This is a genomic window from Mesorhizobium sp. UC74_2 (assembly GCF_042701485.1).
In the GTDB taxonomy this organism is placed as follows: domain Bacteria; phylum Pseudomonadota; class Alphaproteobacteria; order Rhizobiales; family Rhizobiaceae; genus Mesorhizobium.
Genome location: NZ_CP170562.1, coordinates 1976864 through 1997660, shown reverse-complemented (window position 1 = coordinate 1997660; position 20797 = coordinate 1976864). Strand labels below are relative to the sequence as shown.

The window sequence follows — 20797 nt, the reverse complement described above, 5'->3', positions numbered from 1 at the left end:
CGTTTCCGTGCGTATTGGCCTTACCGCATCCGCCTCATAGTTCTCGGCCAACGGCAAGAAGCCGTCCGTTTCAGCCGATCGATATGGAGTGTCGTTATGAAGCCTGCAATCACTGTTTTGGGAACCGGACGCATGGGAACCGCGCTCGTCCGTGCACTTTTGAAGGCCGGTCACCGCACGACGGCCTGGAACAGGACCATCGAAAGGACTGCAGCGGTCGCCGTCGCCGGTGCTACCGTTGCAGCGTCTGTGCTGGATGCTGTCGAGGCGAGCGAGATCATCATCGTCAACGTCACCGACTATCCCGCAACCGCTGCATTGCTGCGCGGCGAGGTCGCCCCGGCTCTTCGCGGCAAGCTGGTGATGGAACTGACGTCCGGCACGCCGCACGGCGCACGCGAAGCCGGCGGATGGGCAACAGATCACGGCGTCACCTATCTCGACGGTGCGATCATGGCCACGCCGGATTTCATCGGCACGAAGCACGGCACCATCCTGGTCTCCGGGCCACGACAGGCCTTCGAGCAAAACAGGGACATGCTTCAGGCGTTGGGCGGCAATGTCCAGCATGTCGGCGACGATCTCGGACTGGCAAACGCACTGGACAGCGCATTGCTTGCACTGATGTGGGGATCGCTGTTCGGCGCGCTGCAATCCATGGCGGTGTGCCGAGCCGAAAACATCGAGCTCAGCGAATTGGCACTGCAATGGACAGCAACCGCCCCAGTCGTCGAAGGTCTCGTCACGGACCTTATCAGACGCACCGACGCGGGCCGGCTGGCAGCGGACAGCGAGACGCTTTCGTCGATCTCTCCCCACTACAGCGCGTTCCAGCATCTCGTGGAGTTGATGGAAGTGCGCAAGATCGACCGCACCCTGGTCGATGGTTATGATGCCATCTTCCGGCGGGCGATTGCCGCAGGCCACCTGCATGACGATTTCGCCGCACTGTCGCAGTTCATGGGAAAGGCCGGATAGCAATGTCCCTGACGCATCTCATCGATACATATTGCGCATCCTGGTCGGACCAGGATGCGCAAAGACGCCGCACATTGTTGCTGTCGGTCTGGAATGATGGCGCCACCTATTCGGATCCAACCGTCCATGCGACCGGTGCAGAAGAACTGCTTGCCCATATAGCGGGAATCCAGGCGAGATATCCGGGTGCCCACATCATCCGCACAAGTGACGTGGATGTTCACCATGGCGTTGCGCGTTTCGCCTGGAGGTTCGCTCTGCCGGATGGTTCGTCGTTTCCCGAAGGTCTGGACATCGCCTTCCTCGATCCTGGCCAAAGGCGCATAACCCGTATCATCGGCTTCTTCGGACCGTTGGCGACAGTTTAGCGCGAGCTCGGGTCGGCACGAGAAAAGTCGATGTTTACGACGGGCTCGCGCATGTGGTTGTGTTTGAATCCTCCTGGCCCAGACGCGAAAGATCCAACCATGACACCCTTTCACCTCGCCTTTCCCGTTCGCGATCTGAATGAGACACGGACCTTCTACGGTGAAGTGCTCGGCTGCCGCATCGGACGCTCTTCGGAGACCTGGGTCGACTTCGATCTCTACGGTCACCAGATGTCGGCGCATCTGCGCCCCGGTACGGCTCTCGCGCAACGCGACGGTGCCGTCGAAGGGGTAGCAGTGCCGATTCCGCATTTCGGCGCAGTGCTATTGATGGACGAGTGGGAAAAGCTCGCCGCCCGGCTCGAGGCACGCGACGACATCGACTGGCTCGAGCGACCGATGGTACGCTTCAAGGGCCAGCCGGGCGAACAGGCCACGCTGTTCATCCGCGACCCTTCCGGTAATGCCCTCGAATTCAAGGGCTTCCGTTCGATGGAGCAGGTATTCGCACACTGAACCCGGGCAAAGAGCGACGCTACCCCTGCGAACTCCAGCCGCGACTCCAGCGCGGCTTCGACAGCGCGTTTCACCTCGTCCTTCACCGCCTCCGTTTCCGCCATCACGGCGTCGATCTTCATGAAGTCGAGAACGCGGAAGCGCGAAACCGGCGGGCGGATCAGGATATCGGGGCGGCACTGTGTCAGCTTGTTCGCGATGATCGACTGCATCAGCAGTTGCGTCGCACCAAACATAAGGTCGATGGAAGTCGGTCTCTTGCTGCCCTCTTCCGGGCCGCCGACGACATCGACCGCGATGGTGATGTCGGCAGCCCCTTCGACCAGGTCGAACGGCACGGGATTGTAGATGCCGCCGTCAATCAGCATGCGGCCGTCGCGCATGACTGGCCGGAACACCGCCGGGATCGCCGCCGAGGCGGCGAGTGCCGAATGCAGTTCGCCGCTGTCGAACACCGCCAGTTTGTGACCGAAATAGTCGGTCGCTGTCACCTTGAGCGGAATCTTCAGCTCTTCGAAGCTGGCCGGCACGACTTCCGGGAGGAAAGCCTTGAGGATGCGTTCGACATTGAACTGACCGAAGCGAAAACCGCCTTCCATCGCCTCGGCCAAGGTGCCTGGGCGCGCACGCCACATACGACTCGCCACCTGGGCACGGGTGCCGAGTATGGAGCGCGCATAGTCGTGGATGTCACGGCCGCTCATGCCCGAGGCAAAACCTGCCCCCACCAGCGCGCCGATCGAGGAACCGGCGATCGCCACGGGCTTGATGCCGAGTTCGTCCAGCGCCTCGATGACATGGATATGCGCCAAGCCGCGCGCGCCGCCACCGCCGAATGCGATGGAAAAGGACGGGCTCACCCTTTGCCCCCCGTGGCAAGCGCAGGCCCGACCACCAGGATCGCCGGATCGACCGACAACAGTTTCTTGGCCACGGCCTTCACCTCGTCAAGCGTCACGCCATTGATATAGGCCGCACGACGCTGGATGTAGTCAATGCCCAGCCTGTCGAGTTGCAGTTCCACCAGGGTGTTGGCGATCGAGCTCGATGAATCCAGGTTGTTGATGGCATAGGCGCCTATGAGGTTCTTTTTCACAGCCGCCAGTTCCTGATCGGTCGGTCCGTCCGTCGCCAGGCGCTGCACCACATCCCGCACGATCTTCAAGGTTTCAGAGGCCCGGTCCGAGCGTGTAGCCGTGCCAACGGTCAGCAGCGCCGAATGGCGGCGATCGACCAGCGACGAGGAGACGCCATAGGCGAGCCCCCGCTTCTCCCGCACTTCCTGGTAAAGCCGCGAGGTGTAGGCCTGGCCACCCAGTATCTCATTGAGCAGCGCAGCGGCATAAAAGTCCGGTGCATCGCGGGCAACGCCCGGGAAAGCCCACTGCAACGATGTCTGCGGCTGGTCGTAATTGACTTCGACGGTCTGGCCAAGCTTCAGATCGACATCGACAAGCGGCCGCAATTGCTGCTTTTCCGGAAGACCGCCGAAGATTTCGTCGAGCTTGCGCTTCAATGTTTCAGCATCGATCGCGCCGACGACGGCGACATGCAAACCGTCGCGCCCGAACATCGCCTTGTGGAAAGCGCGCAGGTCGTCCCGGGTGATCGCCGCCACGGTTTCCTTGGTGCCGTTTTCAGGATTGGCATAAGGATGATCGCCATAGAGTGCCTTGCGCCATTTCGCCTGGGCAATGGTTTCGGGATTGCGGGCGTTCGACTCGATGCCGGAAATGATCTGCGCCCGAATGCGCTCCACCGGCGCAGGATCGAAACGCGGCTCTTCGATCGCCAGTTTCAGCAGGCCGAGCGCATCATCCCGCTTCTCTGCCAGCATGCGCATCGTGCCGTAGAAACCGTCACGGGTCTCTTCGAAACTCATTTCCGCGCCGACGTCGTCGAGCTTGATCTGGAAGGCATCGCTGTCGAGATCACCTGCCCCTTCATCGAACAGGCCGGCCATCAGATTGGCCGTCCCCTCCTTGCCGACAGGGTCCTGGCTGGCGCCGCCGTCGAAAACAAAGCGCATGGTCACGATCGGTACGGTGTAGTCCTCGACCAGCCAGGCGGTGATGCCCTTGTCGGACTTCACCTCCTGGATGTTCATGGCAGCCGACGCCGTGAACACCGGCAAGACCAGGAAGATCAACCCAAGCAACAGCCGGATCGTCAAATTAGTCGTGGTGGCATATACCGGCATCAATCAGTTCTCCGCCTTGGGCAGGAGGTAGCCCGTCACAACCTTGTCGAGGACCAGATAGCGCTGAGCTGCCGCCTTGACCTCTTCGGCACCCACCTTGCGGACGCGCTCCGGCCATTCTTCGACATCCTTGACCGTGCCACCCGTGGTCAACACGCTGCCATAGATGTTGGCCATTGAATCCTGCCGGTCACGGGCAAAGATCATCGAGCGGATGAAACGGTTCTTTGCCCGCTCCAGTTCGTCTGCGTTGACGCCTTCGCGCGCGATCTTTTCGATTTCCACGCCAACGGCCTTCTCGACCTCGGTCAGCCTGGCGGTTCCGCGCGGTGTGGCATACGCGGCGAAGACCGTGTCATCCAGAGCCCGGCCCTGGAATCCGGCACCAACACTGGCCGCGATGCCTTGCTTCACGACAAGTTCCTGGTAGAGGCGGCTGCGCGTGCCGCCGCCGAGGATCTCGCCCAGCAGGTCAAGCGCTTCCGCCTCGCCCGGTTTGGCTGTGTTGTAGGACGGCACAACCCATTGCATGGAAAAATTCGGCACGCTGACGCGCGCGTCGGCGAGCGTCACCGAACGAGCCGTCGTCTTCTCCGGCTCCTTGGGGCGGATGCGAGGCGCCAGGTCCGGCCCACGTGGCACCTTGCCGTAATTCTCCTCCGCCAGCTTGCGCACGGCTTCAGGCTCGACATCACCGGCAATGACCAGGACAGCATTGTTCGGCGCGTAGTAGCGGTCATAAAACGCCTTGGCGTCGACACGGTTGAGCTGCTCGATTTCCTGCATCCAGCCGATCACAGGGATACGATAGGGCTGGTTCATATAAAGCGTGGCGTTGACCGCTTCGTCGAGCTGCGCCTGCGGATCATTGTCGATACGCGAGCGGCGCTCTTCCATGATGACGTCGCGCTCCGTGGTCACGGCTTCGTCGCTCAACACGAGGTTGCGCATGCGATCAGCCTCGAAACCCATCATCTGGCCAAGCGCCGATGGCGGCACCGTCTCGTGGAAAGCAGTGAAATCGTAGGACGTGAAGGCGTTGTCGTTGCCGCCTATATCGGCGACGGCCTGGTCGAGCGCACCGGCGGGATGATTGCTGGTGGCCTTGAACATCAAATGTTCGAAGAAGTGCGCGATACCGGACTTTCCCGGCGGTTCGTCGGCACTGCCGATCTTGTACCACACCATGTGGGTCACGATCGGCGCGCGATGATCGGGAATGACCACCACCTGCATGCCGTTGCCCAGCGTGAACTGGCTGATCGTACCTTCGGGAGGCGCCTGCTCAGCCAGTGCCGATGTTGCCGTCAGGACACTCAGAGCAATTCCAGCAAAAATGCGCAGAGCGTTTTCGCGTTTCCGTGAAAAACGGAAACGCTCCGGCGATGCTGCAAGCAGCATGCGGCGCGGCCAATCTTTGCGAATTCCCATCGACCGCTCCGTTTCATCTGCAACCATGCGTCTTCGCCGATTCTCCCAGTATCCTCCTGCCCGTCTTGCTGCAAATATGGGCCGAAGTCAGGCCAGAGCGCGAAAAGGTCCAGTCAGGTGGCCTCGATGAAGCGAATGACGGTTTCGCCGTAGTTGCGTTCGTCGATCACAGAAAACCCTGGCCCCGGCTGGAAAGAGGCTGCGGCCGTCTCCTCGACCACGCAAAGCGCGCCCGGCACCAACCAGCCGCCAGCGCGTGCGGATTGCAGCGCCTGCTCGCCCAGGCCTTTGCCATAAGGCGGATCCGCGAACAGCAGGCCGAACGGCCCCATCGTCCCGGCCTCGCCGAGTTTGGTGGCATCGCGACGGAAAATCTTGGTACGGCCGGTAAGACCGAAGGCCTCGACATTGGAGCGGATCAATCCACGCCCTTCCGCCGATTCCTCGATGAAAACCGCATAAGAGGCACCGCGTGACAGCGCCTCGATACCGAGCGCACCGGTACCGGCGAAGAGGTCGAGAACGCGTGCCCCCTCCAGCTTCTCTCCAAACCGATGCGTCAGTACGTTGAACAATGCCTCCCGCGCGCGATCGGTGGTCGGGCGAATGGACTGGTCACGCGGTGTCGCCAGCGGCCGTCCGCGAAATTCACCGCCGACCACCCGCATCAGCGCGACCGTGGGCCTTTGCCAGGTCCCTTGCCGCGCGGAGCACCGCCCTTGTCGTCAAAGGAGCGACCACGCGAAGCACCCTTGCCAGTACCCGGCTTTTCCGATCGCTCCGCCTTGGCACCCTGCGGTCTCGCGCCAGGTGCCATCCAGACATTGGCGCGGCGCTGGCCGGGCGGATCTATCGGCCGTTGCTCGCGCTCGCCCTTCTTCGGGCCACGCTCGCCGAAGCCTTTGCCGGCGCCACCCTTGGCGAAGCCGCCACGATCGCCGAAGCCTCCACGGTCAGGCTTGGTCGAGAGCTTGCCGAGCGCCTCGTCTCGACTGCCTTCGCGCCGTTTGCGCGCTTTGATCAAGCCACCCTCACCGGCCGGCCGGTGGTCGCCATCACGCAGCGGCCTGGGCCGCGGTTTCTCTTCGGGACGCGGCTCGGTGCGGCGCACCGGCTTGTTCGAGAAAGGCATCGTGATATCGGCGTCGAAGTTGGCGCCGGCTTCCTCGATCAGGGTTTCGCCCAGCTGTTCACGCAGCGTGCGGCCCTTGATCTCCTGCACGTGGCCTTCCGGCAATTCGCCGAGCTGGAACGGACCATAGGAAACGCGGATCAGCCGCGTCACCTCAAGGCCAAGCGCGCCGAGGATGTTCTTGACCTCGCGATTCTTACCTTCGCGCAGGCCGATGGTCAGCCAGGCATTGGTGCCTTGCGTACGCTCCAGGGAAGCCTCAATGGCGCCATAGAAAACACCGTCGACCGCGATGCCGTCCCTGAGATCGGCCAGCGCCTGTTCCTCGACCTTGCCGTGCACGCGCACGCGGTAGCGGCGGAGCCAGCCTGTGGCAGGCAACTCCAGCACGCGCGACAACCCGCCGTCATTGGTAAGCAGCAGCAGGCCCTCGGTGTTGATATCGAGGCGGCCGATGGTCATCAGCCGCGGCAACTCGGCCGGCAGCACATCAAAGACGGTCTTGCGACCTTCCGGATCACGGTTGGTGGTGACCACGCCGGCCGGTTTGTGGAACAGGAACAGGCGAGTGCGCTCGATCGGTGGAATTTCGGTGCCATCGAGATGGATGACGTCGTCCGGCGAAACGTTGAAGGCCGGTGACGTCAGTATCTGGCCGTTGACCCTGACGCGGCCGGCAGCGATCAGCTCCTCGGCGTCACGTCGCGACGCGATGCCGGCGCGCGCAAGCCGCTTGGCTATGCGCTCGCCGTTCTCGACGACTTCGACCGAAGCATGGGAGCGCGCGGCAGCTTCGCGGCGTGGTCCCTTGTCGAAGGGCCGCTTGGATGCGCCCCCTTCGCGCTTCTGGAACGGCTTGCGTTCGCCGTCGAACTCGTGCTTCGGGCGCTCGAAACGGCGTTCTCCCGCTTCCTTGTCGAAGCGACGCTCAGACCGTTCGCCTTCGAATTTGCGCTCACCGCGTTCGAAGCGACCGGGACGTTGATTGCCCGAGCCATCGCGTTTTTCAAAGGGCTTGCGATCTGGACGAAAGCCGCCCTCAGGCCGCGGACCGCGCGGTCGGTCGCCACCAAAGTCGCGCTTAGGGCGCTCGGCATCGGCCGACCTGTCCTCGCGTGGCGCATAGGGTTTGCGCGGGCCGTCGCGCTTGACGAAAGGCTTGCCTTCGCCGCGCGCGCCTTGCTCGAAGGGCCGCTTGCCGTAGGAACCACCGCCTTCGCGCTTCTCGTATGGCTTGCGATCTTGCCGGAAGTCACCTTCCGAGCGCGCGCTGCGAGGACGATCCGCGAAATCGCGCCTCGGCCTCTCGCCTTCCGCTGAACGGTCTTCGCGCAGCGTGTAGGGTTTGCGCGGGCCATCGCGCTTGACGAAAGGCTTGCCTTCGCCACGTGCGCCTTTCTCAAAAGGCCGCTTGCCGCCATCCTCCCGCTTCTGCCACGGCTTGCCGCCGCCCGGCTTGAAGTCGCCACGGGGCCGCTCGCCTGTGGCCTTGTCGCCGTCAAAACGCTTGGTAAACGGCTTCTTGCCAAAGCCAGGCTTTCCACCCTTACCGGGCTCGCGGCCGCGCGGACCGTCTGTTCTGGGACCACGCGAACGCGGCGGCTTGTTGTCTTTGTCGTCCATCTTGCCTTGCTCACCAGAGCTGGAATGCAATCGGCATTCCGCCCTATTCCCTTAATTCGTCGCACGGTCACGGCGTCGCGCGTCGGAAACGACGCGTCAGGACGCTTTGACGCTTCTGTTGTGCGCGTGATCCGGTTCGAAAATCGATATCGGTTTTCGAAGTCGCGCGCTAGATAACAGGATCGCCGCCGGGTGGCGAGGACTATTCTAAGCCCATCAAGGAGCCGAAACAGCGTGAAACGACCGGATTTCATGGCAGTCGCGCTAAAAGAAGCCGAGGCTGCCGCAGCGCGCGGTGAAGTGCCGGTCGGCGCGGTCGTCGTGCAGGGCAATACGATTGTTGCCGCCGCAGGCAATCGCACCCGGGAACTGTCGGACCCGACCGCGCACGCGGAAATCCTGGCAATCCGCGAAGCCTGCCGGAGACTTGCCAGTGAAAGGCTGACAGACCACGATCTCTACGTAACCCTGGAACCTTGCGTCATGTGCGCGGGCGCGATCTCGTTCGCCCGGCTGCGTCGGCTCTATTTCGGCGCTGCCGACGAAAAAGGCGGCGCAATCGTCAATGGACCGCGCTTCTTCTCAGCTCCCACCTGCCATCATGTTCCGGATGTCTACGCAGGGTTCGCCGAAACGCAATCCTCAGCCATGCTCAAAGACTTCTTCCGGGATCGCCGCTAGAGCAACTCCAGGAAAAGCGTGTAGCGGTTTTCCGATCGGAATTACGTAAAAACAAAGAGTTAGAGCGTTTTCGTGAAAAGGGAAACGCTCTAGAAACGCTGCCTCAACGAAAAACGCCGCTGCAAGGCAGCGGCGTCGTGTTTCAAAAGCCTTTCAGCGGCCTAATTCCACCAGTCGAACCAGCCTGACTTGCCGCTCTTGGCCTGGGCTTCCTTTTTCAGGCGCCGTTCCTTCTTGTATTCGTCCTCACCCAGATCGCCCTGCGGAGCGCTATCGGCAGCCGTGCGGTAAACCACCGGCGGATCCGTCAGGAAACGGCGGGTGGTCGGCGTGCTCTGCTGGCTTGCAGCCACGCGCTTCGCCACTTCCGCGCGGCGGGAAACGGCCTGACCGCTGTCGGGAGCTGGCGGGTGGCTTGAACCCGATTCGGCCATCGCCTTGCGCACGGCAACCGGATCGGTCTGAACATCGTCGCCAACGATGCCTGGTTCGTAATTCGGATTGTTTTCGTTGGCAGTCGCCTCAGCCCGCAGGCGCGCCCGGCGCTGTTCCGGCGATTCCGGCCATTCGCCGCTTGCGGTCTGCGTGATGGAGTCCTGCGGTGCCGGCAGCGCTTCCTTCGTACCCGGCTTCGGCTTCACCAGCGTCGCACGCGGTTTATAGTCGATGGCATCGCGCTTTGGCGGCTGCAGCGAGATCGCGTTCGAGACGTCGCCAAGCAACTGTTCGCCCGCCGGCGTGCCTGTACCGTAGGTCGGCGAACCGACGCAGCCAGCCAGCGCAAAGCCGGACACCATGAGCGGCACCAGAACCAGCGCACGCGCGCGGTGTCTTTCGGTCATGCTGATTTTTGTCACTCTCGACCTCTGGCCAGCCCCGGTGGCCCGGAAATGAAAACGCTATGCGCTCATTCAACGGGAATCCGGCGATAGTTTGTCATTGTTGTTCGTCGGAATTTCGCGTCTTTACCTCAACGCCGGGTTAAGGGCAACGCCGGCAGCTGTACTACCACCGGCATTGCAACACCTCCAACACCCTAAAAACGGCCGAGCGCCTTCATTTCCCGCAAGGCTGCCGCGTCACGCGCCGATACGTCCGGATAGGCCGCGTCGGAGCCGACATCGGCAGTGTACCGCCACGAACGCGCGCATTTGACCAGACCGCGATCTTCCGCCTTGGCGATGACGACCGCGACCCCGGGCACTTCACGCAGTGCGAAAGCATCGGCAGGGGCAGCATCATGCGAAATGACGAGGTCAGACGTGATGCTGATCTCGGCCAGGTCGATACCAGCAAGCGCCGCTTCCAGGCTAGCATCGCCGAGATAAACGACCGGCACCGCTTCCAGCGAAGAGCCGATGGTCTTCTTCGCGCGTTCCAGTTCCAGAGCGCCCGTAACAACGCTGCGCACTTGCCGCACCTTGCGCCATTTCTCGGCCAGCGCGTCGTTGCGCCAGGCGGAAGGCACTGCCGGCATCTGCTCCAGATGCAGCGATTCGGCTTGCGGGTTACGGTCCAGCCAGGCCTCTTCCGTGGTGAAGGGCAAAAGCGGCGCCAGCCACTTCACCAGGCAGTCGAACAGATAGCGCACCACCTGCACGGATGCCTTGCGCTTCACGCTGGAAGGCGCGTCGCAGTAGAGCGCGTCCTTGCGGATGTCGAAATAGAAGGCCGAGAGCTCGACAACCATGAAGTCTAGCAGCGCGCGCGTGATGCGCTTGAACTCAAAGGCGTCAAAGCCCGAACGCACCAGTTCGTCGAGTTCGGCCAGCCGGTGCAGCATCAGCCGCTCCAGTTCCGGCATTTCGGCAAGCGGCACTTCAGCGCCGTCATCATGCGCCAGCGTGCCCAGCATCCAGCGGATGGTGTTGCGCAGCTTGCGATAGGCATCGATGTTGGTCTGCAGAATGGTCTTGCCGAGCCGCTGGTCCTCCCAATAATCGGTCGTTGCCACCCACAGGCGCAGGATGTCGGCGCCGGACTGCTTGATGACATCCTGCGGCACAACGGTGTTGCCGAGCGATTTCGACATCTTGCGGCCTTCCTCGTCCATGGTGAAGCCATGGGTGACGACCGTATCGTAGGGCGCCCTGCCCCTCGTGCCGCAGCTTTCCAGCAGCGAGGAATGGAACCAGCCCCGGTGCTGGTCGGAACCTTCAAGATAGACGTCGGCCGGCCATTTCAGGTCGGGACGGTCCTCCAGCGTGAACGTGTGGGTCGAACCGGAATCGAACCAGACGTCCAGGATGTCCATCACCTGCGTCCACGGCTCATTGGCGCGCGAACCCAGGAAGCGCTCGCGTGCGCCTTCGGCGAACCAGGCATCCGCCCCTTCCGTCTCGAAGGCCTCGACGATACGGGCATTGACCGCCTCGTCCTTCAGCACATTGCCGTCGACGTCGGCGAAGACGGCGATCGGCACGCCCCAGGCACGCTGGCGCGACAGCACCCAGTCGGGGCGCTCCTCGATCATGGAACGCAGGCGCGTCTGGCCGGCGGCCGGAACAAAACGCGTGTCATCGATCGCCTTCAGCGCCCGGCTGCGCAGCGTGCTGCCATCGTCGAGTTCCTTGTCCATATAGACGAACCACTGCGGCGTGTTACGGAAGATGATCGGCTTCTTCGAACGCCACGAATGCGGATATTGGTGCTTCAGACGTCCGCGTGCGAACAGCGCATTCACCGCGATCAGCGCCTCAATGACGGCCTTGTTGGCGTCGCCCTTCTTGCCGTTGTCGTCGATAACGCGCGCAGGGCCGCCCTCGCGGTCCGGACCAAAACCCGGCGCGTCCTTGGTGTAGAAGCCGGCGTCATCGACCGGGAACGGGATCGCGACGTCGATGCCTTGCTTGCGCAGCTCCGGCGCAGCATCCATCCAGGCCTCGAAGTCTTCGCGGCCATGGCTGGGGGCCGTGTGCACGAAGCCGGTACCGGCATCGTCGGTGACGTGGTCGCCGGCGACCATCGGCACGACGAAGTCATAGCCGCCGCCCAGCCCCTTCAACGGATGAGAAAGCGTATATTTGCCAAGCTCTTCCGCGGGAACGTTGGCGAGCCGCTTCATGGCCACTTTCGCCTTTGCCGCAGAATCCTCGGCAAGCGCATCGGCAAAGATCAGCTTCTCGCCCGGCTGCGGGCCGAACTCGTTCTCCGCCGCCGTGACCTCGTAGAGACCGTAAGCGACACGCGGCGAATAGGCGACGGCGCGGTTCCCCGGAATCGTCCAGGGCGTGGTTGTCCAGATGACGACTTGCGCACCGGCAAACTCGCCGGCTGCGCCGTTGACCGGGAACTTCACCCAGATCGTGTCGCTCTCATAGTCCTGGTATTCGATCTCGGCTTCGGCCAGCGCAGTGCGTTCCACCACCGACCACATCACAGGCTTGGAGCCGCGATAGAGCTGGTCGCTTGCCGCGAATTTCAGCAATTCGCCGGCGATGCGCGCTTCCGCGTGGTAGGCCATGGTCGTATACGGGTTGTCGAAATCGCCGACCACGCCGAGGCGCTGGAATTCATCGCCCTGCACCTTGATCCACTTTTCGGCATAGGCGCGACATTCCTGGCGGAATGCCACCATCGCAGCCGGCTGTGTCAGATCCGGCTTGGATTTGCCTTTGGAACGGTAATTCTCTTCCTCGATCTTCCATTCGATCGGCAGACCATGGCAGTCCCAGCCCGGCACATAGTTGGAGTCGAAACCGCGCATCTGGAACGAGCGGACGATGATGTCCTTCAGGATCTTGTTCAGCGCATGCCCGATATGGATGTTGCCGTTGGCGTAGGGAGGACCGTCGTGCAGCACATATTTCGGGCGGCCGGCAGCGGTTTCGCGCAGGCGCTTGTAGAGGTCCATGTCCTGCCAGCGCTTGACCAGCACCGGCTCCCTTTCCGGCAAGCCGGCGCGCATCGGGAATTCCGTCTGCGGCAGATAAAGGGTCTTCGAATAGTCGAGGGTTTCAGCTTTGTCGTTCATCGATCTGCCATATGCGTTGCCCGTCGGCACGAGCCTCGAGCGTTGGAACTAGCATGTTCTGGAAAAAGCGCGAGGGTTGCCCGCGCAAAAAGTCCCGGCGGCTCCGACGACCTCAGGCCGTCCGGAACACCGGGCCACTAATTCGTATCGCGATGCCGCGAAGGCGCGAGAAAGCTGTCATGGCCGCGCTTTTAACGGATAAGCGCACAGGAATAAAGCGCTTCGCTGCCGTATTTGGCTAAAGCTTGAAGTCGAAGCGATAGCTGGTCGAAATGCCGAAGGTGAACTGATCCTTCGAGCCATTCTGCCTGACCAGGCTGGAATCGGCCGCCGGACCTGTCAGTCGGCTATACTCACCAAACAGGCTCGCAGTGATGGGATCGGTCACCTTCCAGGTAACGGCACCGCCGACGCCGACCGATTTCAGGCCGCCACCCGGCTTGTATTCGGCAAGGCCGGTGGCCGCGGATTCAGCAGCATTGACGCCATAATAGGCATCGAAATAGCTGGCTGAAGCAAACGACATGCGCGGACCGCCGGAAATACGCACTTCCGGGGTGACGTCATAAAAGGCGTCGGCGGCAAAATCGGCGACGACACCGTGATGCGCACGGAACCCCTGCCGGACCTCACCACGCACGCGCAGCCAATCGAGCGGGTAAAATTCGGCGAACCCGCCGACTTCGCCGCCCCAGCGTACCGGATCCAGCCCTTCCAGCCCCTGCGTGTCGCTGTCGCGGCGCAACAGGAGCTTGCCGTTCAAACCGGCGCGGAAATTGCCGTTGTCGTAGAGGCCGAGCGAAATGTTGTCGTTACGGGACGAAAATTTCGTGTCGCCGCCCGCCTTGCCAAGCGAGATGATCGGCTCGGCACCAAGCAGATATTTCTTGCCGCCTTCGAAGTTCGGAGCGACCAGACCGGTGACGCCGACCTCGAGATACCAGTCACCGCGTATCCAGCCGAAGAAGTCACCTTCGGCGCGCGCGCTGGCCGGCGCAAAAAAAACGACAGCGGCGATAGCCGCCGGGAGGGACTTTGCAGGACTCATCACAACACCATGCACAACTCACCGTTGCGTTGTCTATGCGGGCCTCTTGGTAAAATTTGATTTAAATCCCCGTTTCTCAAACACATTCGGTTTCGGCCCCGTCACTGGACGTCATATTGGCACGGCGTTATCGTCCGCTCTGTGACAGGCACAACCTTGGAGAGGACGGCCATGACCCTGCCCACGGACGAACTGAAGAATGTGATCGGCGAAGCCCGCTCCAAATGGGGATGGTTCGTGGCACTCGGCGTTCTGTTGCTGGTCTTTGGCGGCATCGCCTTCGGCAACCTGTTCATCGCCACCGTAGCATCGGTCTATTTCGTGGGCTGGCTGATGTTGATGGCCGGCGCCATCGAAATCATCCACGCCTTCGGCGTAAAGACGTGGGGGCGCTTCTTCTACTGGCTGCTCAGTGGCCTGCTCTATGCGGTGGCCGGCTTCTTCGCCTTCTACAATCCACTGCTCGCTTCCACCGTCTTCACCCTGCTGCTGGCAATAGCGCTGGTGGCCGCAGGCCTGATCCGCGCCTCGATCGGCTATCAGCATCGAGCCGAGAAGGGTTCGGGCTGGATCATCGCCGGTGGTGTCATCACGGCACTGGCGGGACTTCTGATTGCACTGCAATGGCCAGTCAACAGCCTCTGGGTACTCGGCCTGTTCCTGGCGATCGACCTGGTCTTCCAGGGCTGGACCTACATCGCCTTTGGTTTGGCCCTGAAGAGCAGCAGGACCTAGCCCGATCGACTATCGTCCGTTGCGCGTCCGCAGGGACGCGCAACGTTCTAGAACGCAATCTTGGCGTCAAGGACCGACAGCGGCCTGACACCGGCCAGAAGCGCCCTCGCCTCCGCTTCGTCATGCTTCATCTGGGCAACCAGCGGATCGAGGCCTTCGAACTTCACCTCGCCGCGCAGGTAGGCAAACAGCGAAACCTCGCAGGTTTCACCATAGAGGCTGTCCGAGAAATCGAACAGGAAGGTTTCCAGCAGCGGCGCGCCATCGTCGTCCACTGTCGGGCGGCGGCCGAAACTGGCGACGCCGTCGTGGATCGAACCGTCCTGTCGACGGAACCGGACGGCATAAATGCCTTCCTTCAGAATTGTTTGTGGCGGAAGCCTCATGTTTGCCGTCGGAAAGCCGAGCGTGCGGCCAAGCTGCTGCCCGCCGATCACTTCGCTTTCGACCGTAATGCGGTAGCCAAGCAGGCCCGCCGCCTCTTCAGGCTTGCCTTCCGTGAGCAAGGCGCGGATCCGGCTCGAGGAGATGACCTCCGTGCCTTCATCGCAGAACGCCTCGACCTGCACGACGCCAAAGCCGAGGCTTTGGCCGGCGGCAGCGAGAAAGGCGGGACCGCCCTGGCGGTCCTTGCCGAAATGAAAGTCGAAGCCTGTGACGGCGCAGGAAATGCCGAGATTGCGCTCGAGGATATCGGTGATGAAGGACTCCGCCGAACGATGCGAGAACTCATGCGTGAATTCCTGCTCGATCACCGCATCGAAGCCCAAATCGGACAACAATCTGGCTTTTACCGGCGGCGGCGTCAGCACGAACAAGGGCACGTCCGGCCGAAAGACGGTGCGCGGATGCGGCTCGAAAGTCAGCACCAGCGCCGGCACGCCACGCCGCTGCGCTTCGTCGAGAGCCTGCTGCAGAACGGCCTGATGACCGCGATGAACGCCGTCGAAATTGCCGATTGCGACAACGCCGCCGCGCAGTCGCGACGGCAGCACCGTGTCACCTTCAATGCGTTCGAACGGCCTGTTCATGCCGGCCTTCCTATTTCAGCCGCGGCATGACGGCAACCGGACGATAGCCGTGCTTTTCGAGGAAGGCAGCAAGCTGAACCGGGTCGGGCCGCAGCGGATCGCCATAGTCACGTGCGTGGATGCCGCCGGAGATGTAGAGGACATCGAAGCCATTGTCGGCGCCACCCTTCACATCGGTCATCATGCCGTCGCCAATGGCCAGGGCACGGCTGCGAGGAATTTCGCGGCGGAGCACTTCCGCGGCGGCCTTCATCGCAGCAGCATAGATCGGCGCATGCGGCTTGCCGGCGATCAGCGTGCGGCCGCCCAGTTGCGCATAGTCGCGAGCAAGCGCGCCGGCGCACCAGATCAGCCTTTCGCCGCGCTCAACGATGATGTCGGGATTGGCGCAGATGAATGGCAGGTTGCGGGCGCGCAGCCTGGTCAGCATCTCCGCATAGTCTTCCGGTGTCTCGGCCTCGTCATCGAACATGCCTGTGCAGACGACCACCTGCGCCTCGAATTCCTCGGAGATTTCCACGTCGAGCCCATCATAGATGTTCATGTCGCGGTCGGGACCGAGGTGGAACACCTTGCGCGGTCCCTCGGCGATCAGGTCGCGCGTGACATCGCCGGAACTGACAACACGATCGAAAGCGCCGTCCGGCACGCCGATCAGCCGCATCTGAGTGATCACATCCGCACTGCGGCGCGGCGAGTTGGTGATCAGCACGACCGCAACACCAGCCTTGCGCGCTTCGGCCAAGGCAGCCGCCGCCGCCGGGAAATGCGTCTCGCCATTGTGGACCACCCCCCACACGTCGCACAGCAGCGCATCGTAGCGGCCTGACACAGCGGTCAACGTCTCGATCGTCTCTAAAAGGTCCGTCATGGCATCCCTGGAAAAAGGCCGCGGTCTAGGGTCTCCGGCCATCGGTTTGGGGCACCAGACACGGCCAGGACGGCTCCGAATTAGCCGAAGCGTCCCCGCCTGTCACCAGCTTTTGCCGCGACCCGCCAGTGGCCAAAAGGAGGAACCCGCGCTGGCGCAATCAACCGGCGGGACGCGCCCTTGCGCCGCGCACGGCAAAGATGCAGTTTCCGCCGACGCCGACAGATTGGCGTCTTTCCCTGGGGGACAGCCGTGCCCGATACCGCCAATCACATCGCTTTCGCGTTGATCTGCCTCGGCATGGTGCTGACGCCCGGTCCCAACATGGTCTACCTGATCTCCCGTTCGCTCTCGCAAGGGCCGAAGGCAGGTTTGATTTCGCTGGGCGGCGTTGCCGTCGGCTTCCTGTTTTATGTTTTCTCCGCGGCATTCGGCATCACCGCGCTGCTGCTTGCCGTGCCTTATGCTTATGATGCCTTGCGGCTCGCCGGGGCGCTCTATCTGCTCTATCTTGCCTGGCAGGCCTTGAGGCCTGGCGGTCGCTCGCCCTTCCAGGTGCGCGAGCTTCCACGTGACCGGCCACGCAAGCTGTTCATGATGGGATTGATGACCAACCTTTTGAATCCGAAGGTCGCGGTGCTTTATCTCTCGCTGCTGCCGCAGTTCATTGATCCGGAAAAAGGCCAGGTGCTGTCGCAGCTTCTTGTGCTGGGCGTAACCCAGATCTCGATCAGCCTGTCGGTCAACGCCATCATTGCCGTGACGGCAGGCTCCATCGCGGTGTTCCTGGCTGGCCGTCCGCTGTGGATGCTCATCCAGCGCTGGCTGATGGGGACGGTGCTGGCCGCGCTGGCTGTCCGGATGGCGACCGAAAGCCAGCGCTGAAGGCCGATCAGATCGTTACATCGGGCGCCGGTCAACTCTTGGCTCCGGCTCGACCACCTTGCGATAGAGGTGCCAGGTGGCATGGCCAAGGATCGGCATGACAATGGCGAGGCCGGCGAAGATCGGGATCGAGCCGATCACCAGAAGCACAGCCACGATCAGGCCCCATGCCAGCATCGGCACCGGGTTCATGACGACCGCGCGCACCGAGGTGTCGATGGCGGAGACCACGCCGACATCGCGGTCGAGCAGAAGCGGGAAAGCGATGACCGTCGTGGCCAGCACCACCAGCGCGAAAAGGAAACCGGTGAGGTTACCCCAAAGGATTAGCCCAAGCCCCTGCCCGGTGGTCAGCACATCACGGATGAAGGTACCCATCGCCACCGGCGGCCGTTCGCCGAAATAAGCCGTGTAGATGGACTGCGCGGTGAACAGCCAGAGCAGGAAAATCGCCATCAGCATGATACCGATGACCGCGATGGACGGCAGCGCCGGCGAATGGCGCACATCGAGAGCGCGCTTCCAGGATGTATCCATACCGCGCTCGCGCCGCCGCGACATCTCGTAGAGACCGATAGCCGCAAAAGGGCCGACCAGCGCAAAGCCGGTCATCAGCGGATAGATGAGCTGGATCGCGTTCGTGCCGGACGACCATTCCGTCAGGATCAGGCCGACGATCGGATAGATCAGACCCAGGAAGACATAATGCGACGGCTTGGCCCAGAAATCTTCGGCACCGCGCTTCAGCGCATCGAAAAGATCCGAGATGGTGATGCGGCGCACCGTGGGCAATTCAAGCCCATGCGCACCTGCCATGACGTGAAAACCGGCCATTACCTTCCTCCCGTCGGGTTGGAGGGCGGTCATCGCCAGGATGGCCGCCCGGGGCTGCCACTCAATCAATGAAGGGATCCTAGCAGTTTTCGCCGATATTGTCGCGCTGCCGCCATCACAGATTGTTGAGGCCGGCCACGCTCTGCCTGCTAAAAGCCATGATCACCCTTATGGGAGATTTGATGCTCTCCTCTTTCACCCCTTCATCATCGGCAGATCATATCCCCCGGCTTTCCCGCCGTGCCTTCATGACACTCACCGGCAGCGGACTGCTCGTCGCGCTCGCTGGCTGCGGCACGGTGCGCCCGACCGGCGAAGGCGGCGGCGCTTCATCGTCGGCCTCCGGACTGGTCGGAAAGATCCGCTCCAGCGCGGGACTGCCGGCGATGGCACCGGATTCGCAGCTCGAACATGCTGCCCTGCAGCAGGCGCGCTACATGGCGGCTGCCGGCCGCATGGAGCACACAACCGGCTGGGGCAAGGATTTCGCCTCGCGTGTATCCGACAACGGGATTGAAGGGGCCGCCGCCGAAAACATCGCGCAAGGCCGAATGGACCTCGCCCGCCTGTTCGACATGTGGATGAACTCGCCGCCACACCGGCGCAACATGCTCGACCCACGCTTCACACGCTTCGGCCTCGCCTATGTGGCAGACGCCAAGCGACCGGACTGGCGCTACTGGGCGCTGCTGATGGGGAAGTAGTCGGCAGTCGGAGTGCGGTCGACTATCGCGGCTGCAACAAGTTTCTACCCGACTGCCGATGCCTATTCCCGACTGCCTAGTCCATATGCACCGCCGGTGCACCACCGGCCGGCGCCTGTTTGGGCGATCGCAGCAGCAACAGCAGCGGGATAGCGCATGCCGTGACGAGCGCCATCAGCTTGAAGTCCGAGACGTAGGAGATCATCTGCGCCTGGATGTTGACCAGGCCATCGACCTGCGACAGTGCGGTCCGGTCACCCATCGCCGCGGTGGGGTTGGCAAGCCACAAGTTCGGATTGAATGGGTTGATGAAGGCCGACAATTCGACGTGATTGATCTGCGTGTTCTGCGTCAGCACCGCCGTAAACGCCGAGATGCCGATCGAGGAACCGATATTGCGGACCAGCGTGAACAGCGATGTTGCGTCCGGCAGATTGGCCGGATTGAGCGTCGAAAACGCCATGGTCGAAATCGGCACGAACACCAGACCAAGCCCCAGGCCCTGGACGATACCCGACGTGACGATTGGCCAGGCATCCATCTGCGGCGTGAAGGCTGACATCATGTAGAATGAATAGGCTGTGAGCAGCATGCCGATGAAGATCAGCTTTTTCGGATCGACCATCTTCATCAGGCGTCCGACCGCAAGCATCGAGATCATGGTGCCGACGCCGCGTGGTGCCATCACCATGCCTGTCGTCACCGTCGGATAACCGAAGATTGCCGACAGCATCGGCGGCAGCAGCGCCATGCCGGCGAGCAGGATAACGCCGATGATGAAGATGAACACCAGCGCCGCCGCGAAATTGCGATCGCGGAAGATCTTGGCATCGATGAATGGCCGTTCTGCGGTGACGGTGTGGACGATGAATACCCAGAAGCCGATCAAAGCCAGTCCGGTCTCGATCCAGATCTCGGTCGAGGAAAACCAGTCTGCGTCCGGCCCGCGATCCAGCATCAGCTGCAACGCACCGACACCGAGCGACAACATGGCGAAGCCGAAGAAATCGAAGCCCCGCACGCGCTTCGGGATGCTTGGCAGGAACGCGGCCATGCCGAGGAAGGCGATGATGCCGACCGGCAGGTTGATCAGGAACACCCAGCGCCAGTTGTAGCTGTCGGTCAACCAGCCGCCCAAGGTCGGACCGACCACGGGGCCGACCATGATGCCGGCACCCCAGATCGCCATCGCCTGCCCGCGCCGCTCCTTGGGATTGATGTCCATCAGGAAGAGCTGCGACAAAGGCACGATGGACGCGCCGAACACGCCCTGCATCAGGCGGAACAGCACCATCGTCTCCAGGCTCCAGGCGATACCGCACAGGAGCGAGAAGGCGACGAAGCCGACGACCGAACCAAGGAACAGCTCCTTGCGCCCGAACTTGTCCGACAGCCACCCCGTCATCGGCGTGACGATGGCCGCAGCGACGATGTAGGATGTCAGCACCCAGTTGATGGTATCGGGCGAAGCACCGAGGTCGCCCGACATCGACGGCAACGCAACGTTGGCGATCGTTGTGTCAAGCACCTGCATGACCGTCGCCGCCATGATGGCGACGGTGGCCAATCCGCGGTTCGGGACTTCCCGAAAGGTTTGATCTGCACTCATGGCAATATCGTCCAATGCGGAATGATCAGCGACCTGAAGGCTTTCCGGGCGGCAGGCGACCCAATTCGGGGAAGATGCCAGCCGTTTTGGGGGGTTAACGGTTGGCGCCCAGCTTGTGAGTGCCTGCCGCCCGGAAACTCTTGGCGGGTAGCGACGAAGGATGATCCGTCCTGACGGC

At 62.3% G+C, this 20797-nt stretch carries 18 protein-coding genes and 1 pseudogene; 7 read left to right on the top strand and 12 right to left on the bottom strand.

All coding sequences use genetic code 11. The features are described 5' to 3' along the window. The first annotated feature begins 132 nt into the window (after positions 1–132). The 3 genes from ACFJIU_RS09625 (at position 133) to ACFJIU_RS09615 (ending at position 1862) form a co-directional block, all read left to right on the top strand. Complete coding sequence (locus ACFJIU_RS09625) at positions 133–978, top strand: NAD(P)-dependent oxidoreductase (protein ID WP_379070463.1); 846 nt, start codon at positions 133–135, stop codon at positions 976–978. Between the two features lie 2 nt (positions 979–980). Further along, positions 981–1346, top strand: coding sequence for a hypothetical protein (locus tag ACFJIU_RS09620; protein ID WP_379070461.1), 366 nt, complete (start codon positions 981–983; stop codon positions 1344–1346). 99 nt (positions 1347–1445) lie between these two features. Then, positions 1446–1862 (top strand): VOC family protein, encoded by a 417-nt coding sequence (locus ACFJIU_RS09615; protein WP_379070458.1) that lies wholly within the window; start codon positions 1446–1448, stop codon positions 1860–1862. A 38-nt stretch (positions 1863–1900) separates the two neighbouring features. Here the strand turns inward: ACFJIU_RS09615 and ACFJIU_RS09610 are convergent. From ACFJIU_RS09610 to ACFJIU_RS09590, 5 genes and pseudogenes are all read right to left on the bottom strand, one after another. After that, positions 1901–2722 (bottom strand): annotated as a pseudogene (locus ACFJIU_RS09610) (patatin-like phospholipase family protein); the annotation flags it as partial. Further along, positions 2719–4062, bottom strand: a complete 1344-nt coding sequence (locus ACFJIU_RS09605) for a M16 family metallopeptidase (protein WP_379070455.1) — start codon at positions 4060–4062, stop codon at positions 2719–2721. The pseudogene ACFJIU_RS09610 and the gene ACFJIU_RS09605, both read right to left, overlap by 4 nt. A 3-nt stretch (positions 4063–4065) precedes the next feature. Next, complete coding sequence (locus tag ACFJIU_RS09600) at positions 4066–5493, bottom strand: M16 family metallopeptidase (protein WP_379070453.1); 1428 nt, start codon at positions 5491–5493, stop codon at positions 4066–4068. A gap of 113 nt (positions 5494–5606) precedes the next feature. After that, entirely contained in the window at positions 5607–6161 is a 555-nt protein-coding gene (rsmD, locus tag ACFJIU_RS09595; RefSeq protein ID WP_379070450.1) for a 16S rRNA (guanine(966)-N(2))-methyltransferase RsmD, read from the bottom strand. Continuing rightward, positions 6161–8248: a pseudouridine synthase gene (locus ACFJIU_RS09590; RefSeq protein ID WP_379070447.1), complete on the bottom strand. Its 2088-nt coding sequence runs from the start codon at positions 8246–8248 to the stop codon at positions 6161–6163. Before ACFJIU_RS09590 ends, rsmD begins: the two co-directional genes overlap by 1 nt. Positions 8249–8482: 234 nt before the next feature. On the opposite strand from ACFJIU_RS09590, the gene ACFJIU_RS09585 reads away from it, so the two are divergent. Further along, positions 8483–8929: a nucleoside deaminase gene (locus ACFJIU_RS09585; protein WP_379070444.1), complete on the top strand. Its 447-nt coding sequence runs from the start codon at positions 8483–8485 to the stop codon at positions 8927–8929. Between the two features lie 161 nt (positions 8930–9090). Here the strand turns inward: ACFJIU_RS09585 and ACFJIU_RS09580 are convergent, their stop codons facing one another. From ACFJIU_RS09580 to ACFJIU_RS09570, 3 genes are all read right to left on the bottom strand, one after another. Next, on the bottom strand, positions 9091–9771 hold the full coding sequence (locus ACFJIU_RS09580; RefSeq protein WP_379070441.1) for a hypothetical protein: 681 nt from the start codon (positions 9769–9771) through the stop codon (positions 9091–9093). A 194-nt stretch (positions 9772–9965) separates the two neighbouring features. Continuing rightward, entirely contained in the window at positions 9966–12902 is a 2937-nt protein-coding gene (gene ileS, locus ACFJIU_RS09575; RefSeq protein WP_379070438.1) for an isoleucine--tRNA ligase, read from the bottom strand. 238 nt (positions 12903–13140) lie between these two features. Next, positions 13141–13950: a MipA/OmpV family protein gene (locus ACFJIU_RS09570; RefSeq protein ID WP_379070437.1), complete on the bottom strand. Its 810-nt coding sequence runs from the start codon at positions 13948–13950 to the stop codon at positions 13141–13143. 171 nt (positions 13951–14121) lie between these two features. On the opposite strand from ACFJIU_RS09570, the gene ACFJIU_RS09565 reads away from it, so the two are divergent. Beyond that, positions 14122–14685 carry an HdeD family acid-resistance protein gene (locus ACFJIU_RS09565; RefSeq protein WP_379070435.1) on the top strand — a complete coding sequence of 188 codons (564 nt, stop codon included), beginning with the start codon at positions 14122–14124 and terminating at the stop codon, positions 14683–14685. A gap of 47 nt (positions 14686–14732) precedes the next feature. Here ACFJIU_RS09565 and ACFJIU_RS09560 read toward each other — a convergent pair whose 3' ends face one another. Both ACFJIU_RS09560 and ACFJIU_RS09555 read right to left on the bottom strand, forming a co-directional pair. After that, entirely contained in the window at positions 14733–15716 is a 984-nt protein-coding gene (locus ACFJIU_RS09560) for a bifunctional riboflavin kinase/FAD synthetase (protein ID WP_379070433.1), read from the bottom strand. 10 nt (positions 15717–15726) lie between these two features. Continuing rightward, positions 15727–16587 (bottom strand): TIGR01459 family HAD-type hydrolase, encoded by an 861-nt coding sequence (locus ACFJIU_RS09555; RefSeq protein WP_379070430.1) that lies wholly within the window; start codon positions 16585–16587, stop codon positions 15727–15729. Positions 16588–16887: 300 nt separating this feature from the next. Here ACFJIU_RS09555 and ACFJIU_RS09550 point away from each other — a divergent pair, with 300 nt between their 5' ends. Next, the gene (locus ACFJIU_RS09550) at positions 16888–17472 is read left to right on the top strand and encodes a LysE family translocator (RefSeq protein ID WP_379073028.1); all 585 of its coding nucleotides are present in this window, start codon (positions 16888–16890) and stop codon (positions 17470–17472) included. A 15-nt stretch (positions 17473–17487) separates the two neighbouring features. On the opposite strand, the gene ACFJIU_RS09545 is transcribed toward ACFJIU_RS09550, so the two are convergent. After that, positions 17488–18306, bottom strand: a complete 819-nt coding sequence (locus ACFJIU_RS09545) for a DUF2189 domain-containing protein (RefSeq protein ID WP_379070427.1) — start codon at positions 18304–18306, stop codon at positions 17488–17490. 182 nt (positions 18307–18488) lie between these two features. On the opposite strand from ACFJIU_RS09545, the gene ACFJIU_RS09540 reads away from it, so the two are divergent. Then, positions 18489–19010 (top strand): CAP domain-containing protein, encoded by a 522-nt coding sequence (locus tag ACFJIU_RS09540; protein WP_379070424.1) that lies wholly within the window; start codon positions 18489–18491, stop codon positions 19008–19010. Positions 19011–19086: 76 nt separating this feature from the next. Here the strand turns inward: ACFJIU_RS09540 and ACFJIU_RS09535 are convergent, their stop codons facing one another. After that, positions 19087–20619 (bottom strand): DHA2 family efflux MFS transporter permease subunit, encoded by a 1533-nt coding sequence (locus ACFJIU_RS09535; RefSeq protein WP_379070421.1) that lies wholly within the window; start codon positions 20617–20619, stop codon positions 19087–19089. Positions 20620–20797: the final 178 nt, after the last annotated feature.

Bases quoted from the DNA above. Each gene is read 5' to 3' on its own strand.
- ACFJIU_RS09535 (WP_379070421.1), bottom strand. From the start codon at position 20,619: ATGAGTGCAGATCAAACCTTTCGGGAAGTCCCGAACCGCGGATTGGCC.
- ACFJIU_RS09570 (WP_379070437.1), bottom strand. From the start codon at position 13,950: ATGAGTCCTGCAAAGTCCCTCCCGGCGGCTATCGCCGCTGTCGTTTTT.
- ACFJIU_RS09605 (WP_379070455.1), bottom strand. From the start codon at position 4,062: ATGCCGGTATATGCCACCACGACTAATTTGACGATCCGGCTGTTGCTT.
- ACFJIU_RS09590 (WP_379070447.1), bottom strand. From the start codon at position 8,248: ATGGACGACAAAGACAACAAGCCGCCGCGTTCGCGTGGTCCCAGAACA.
- ACFJIU_RS09615 (WP_379070458.1), top strand. From the start codon at position 1,446: ATGACACCCTTTCACCTCGCCTTTCCCGTTCGCGATCTGAATGAGACA.
- ACFJIU_RS09545 (WP_379070427.1), bottom strand. From the start codon at position 18,306: ATGGCCGGTTTTCACGTCATGGCAGGTGCGCATGGGCTTGAATTGCCC.
- rsmD (WP_379070450.1), bottom strand. From the start codon at position 6,161: ATGCGGGTGGTCGGCGGTGAATTTCGCGGACGGCCGCTGGCGACACCG.
- ACFJIU_RS09540 (WP_379070424.1), top strand. From the start codon at position 18,489: ATGCTCTCCTCTTTCACCCCTTCATCATCGGCAGATCATATCCCCCGG.
- ACFJIU_RS09565 (WP_379070435.1), top strand. From the start codon at position 14,122: ATGACCCTGCCCACGGACGAACTGAAGAATGTGATCGGCGAAGCCCGC.
- ACFJIU_RS09560 (WP_379070433.1), bottom strand. From the start codon at position 15,716: ATGAACAGGCCGTTCGAACGCATTGAAGGTGACACGGTGCTGCCGTCG.
- ACFJIU_RS09620 (WP_379070461.1), top strand. From the start codon at position 981: ATGTCCCTGACGCATCTCATCGATACATATTGCGCATCCTGGTCGGAC.
- ileS (WP_379070438.1), bottom strand. From the start codon at position 12,902: ATGAACGACAAAGCTGAAACCCTCGACTATTCGAAGACCCTTTATCTG.
- ACFJIU_RS09580 (WP_379070441.1), bottom strand. From the start codon at position 9,771: ATGACCGAAAGACACCGCGCGCGTGCGCTGGTTCTGGTGCCGCTCATG.
- ACFJIU_RS09555 (WP_379070430.1), bottom strand. From the start codon at position 16,587: ATGACGGACCTTTTAGAGACGATCGAGACGTTGACCGCTGTGTCAGGC.
- ACFJIU_RS09625 (WP_379070463.1), top strand. From the start codon at position 133: ATGGGAACCGCGCTCGTCCGTGCACTTTTGAAGGCCGGTCACCGCACG.
- ACFJIU_RS09550 (WP_379073028.1), top strand. From the start codon at position 16,888: ATGGTGCTGACGCCCGGTCCCAACATGGTCTACCTGATCTCCCGTTCG.
- ACFJIU_RS09600 (WP_379070453.1), bottom strand. From the start codon at position 5,493: ATGGGAATTCGCAAAGATTGGCCGCGCCGCATGCTGCTTGCAGCATCG.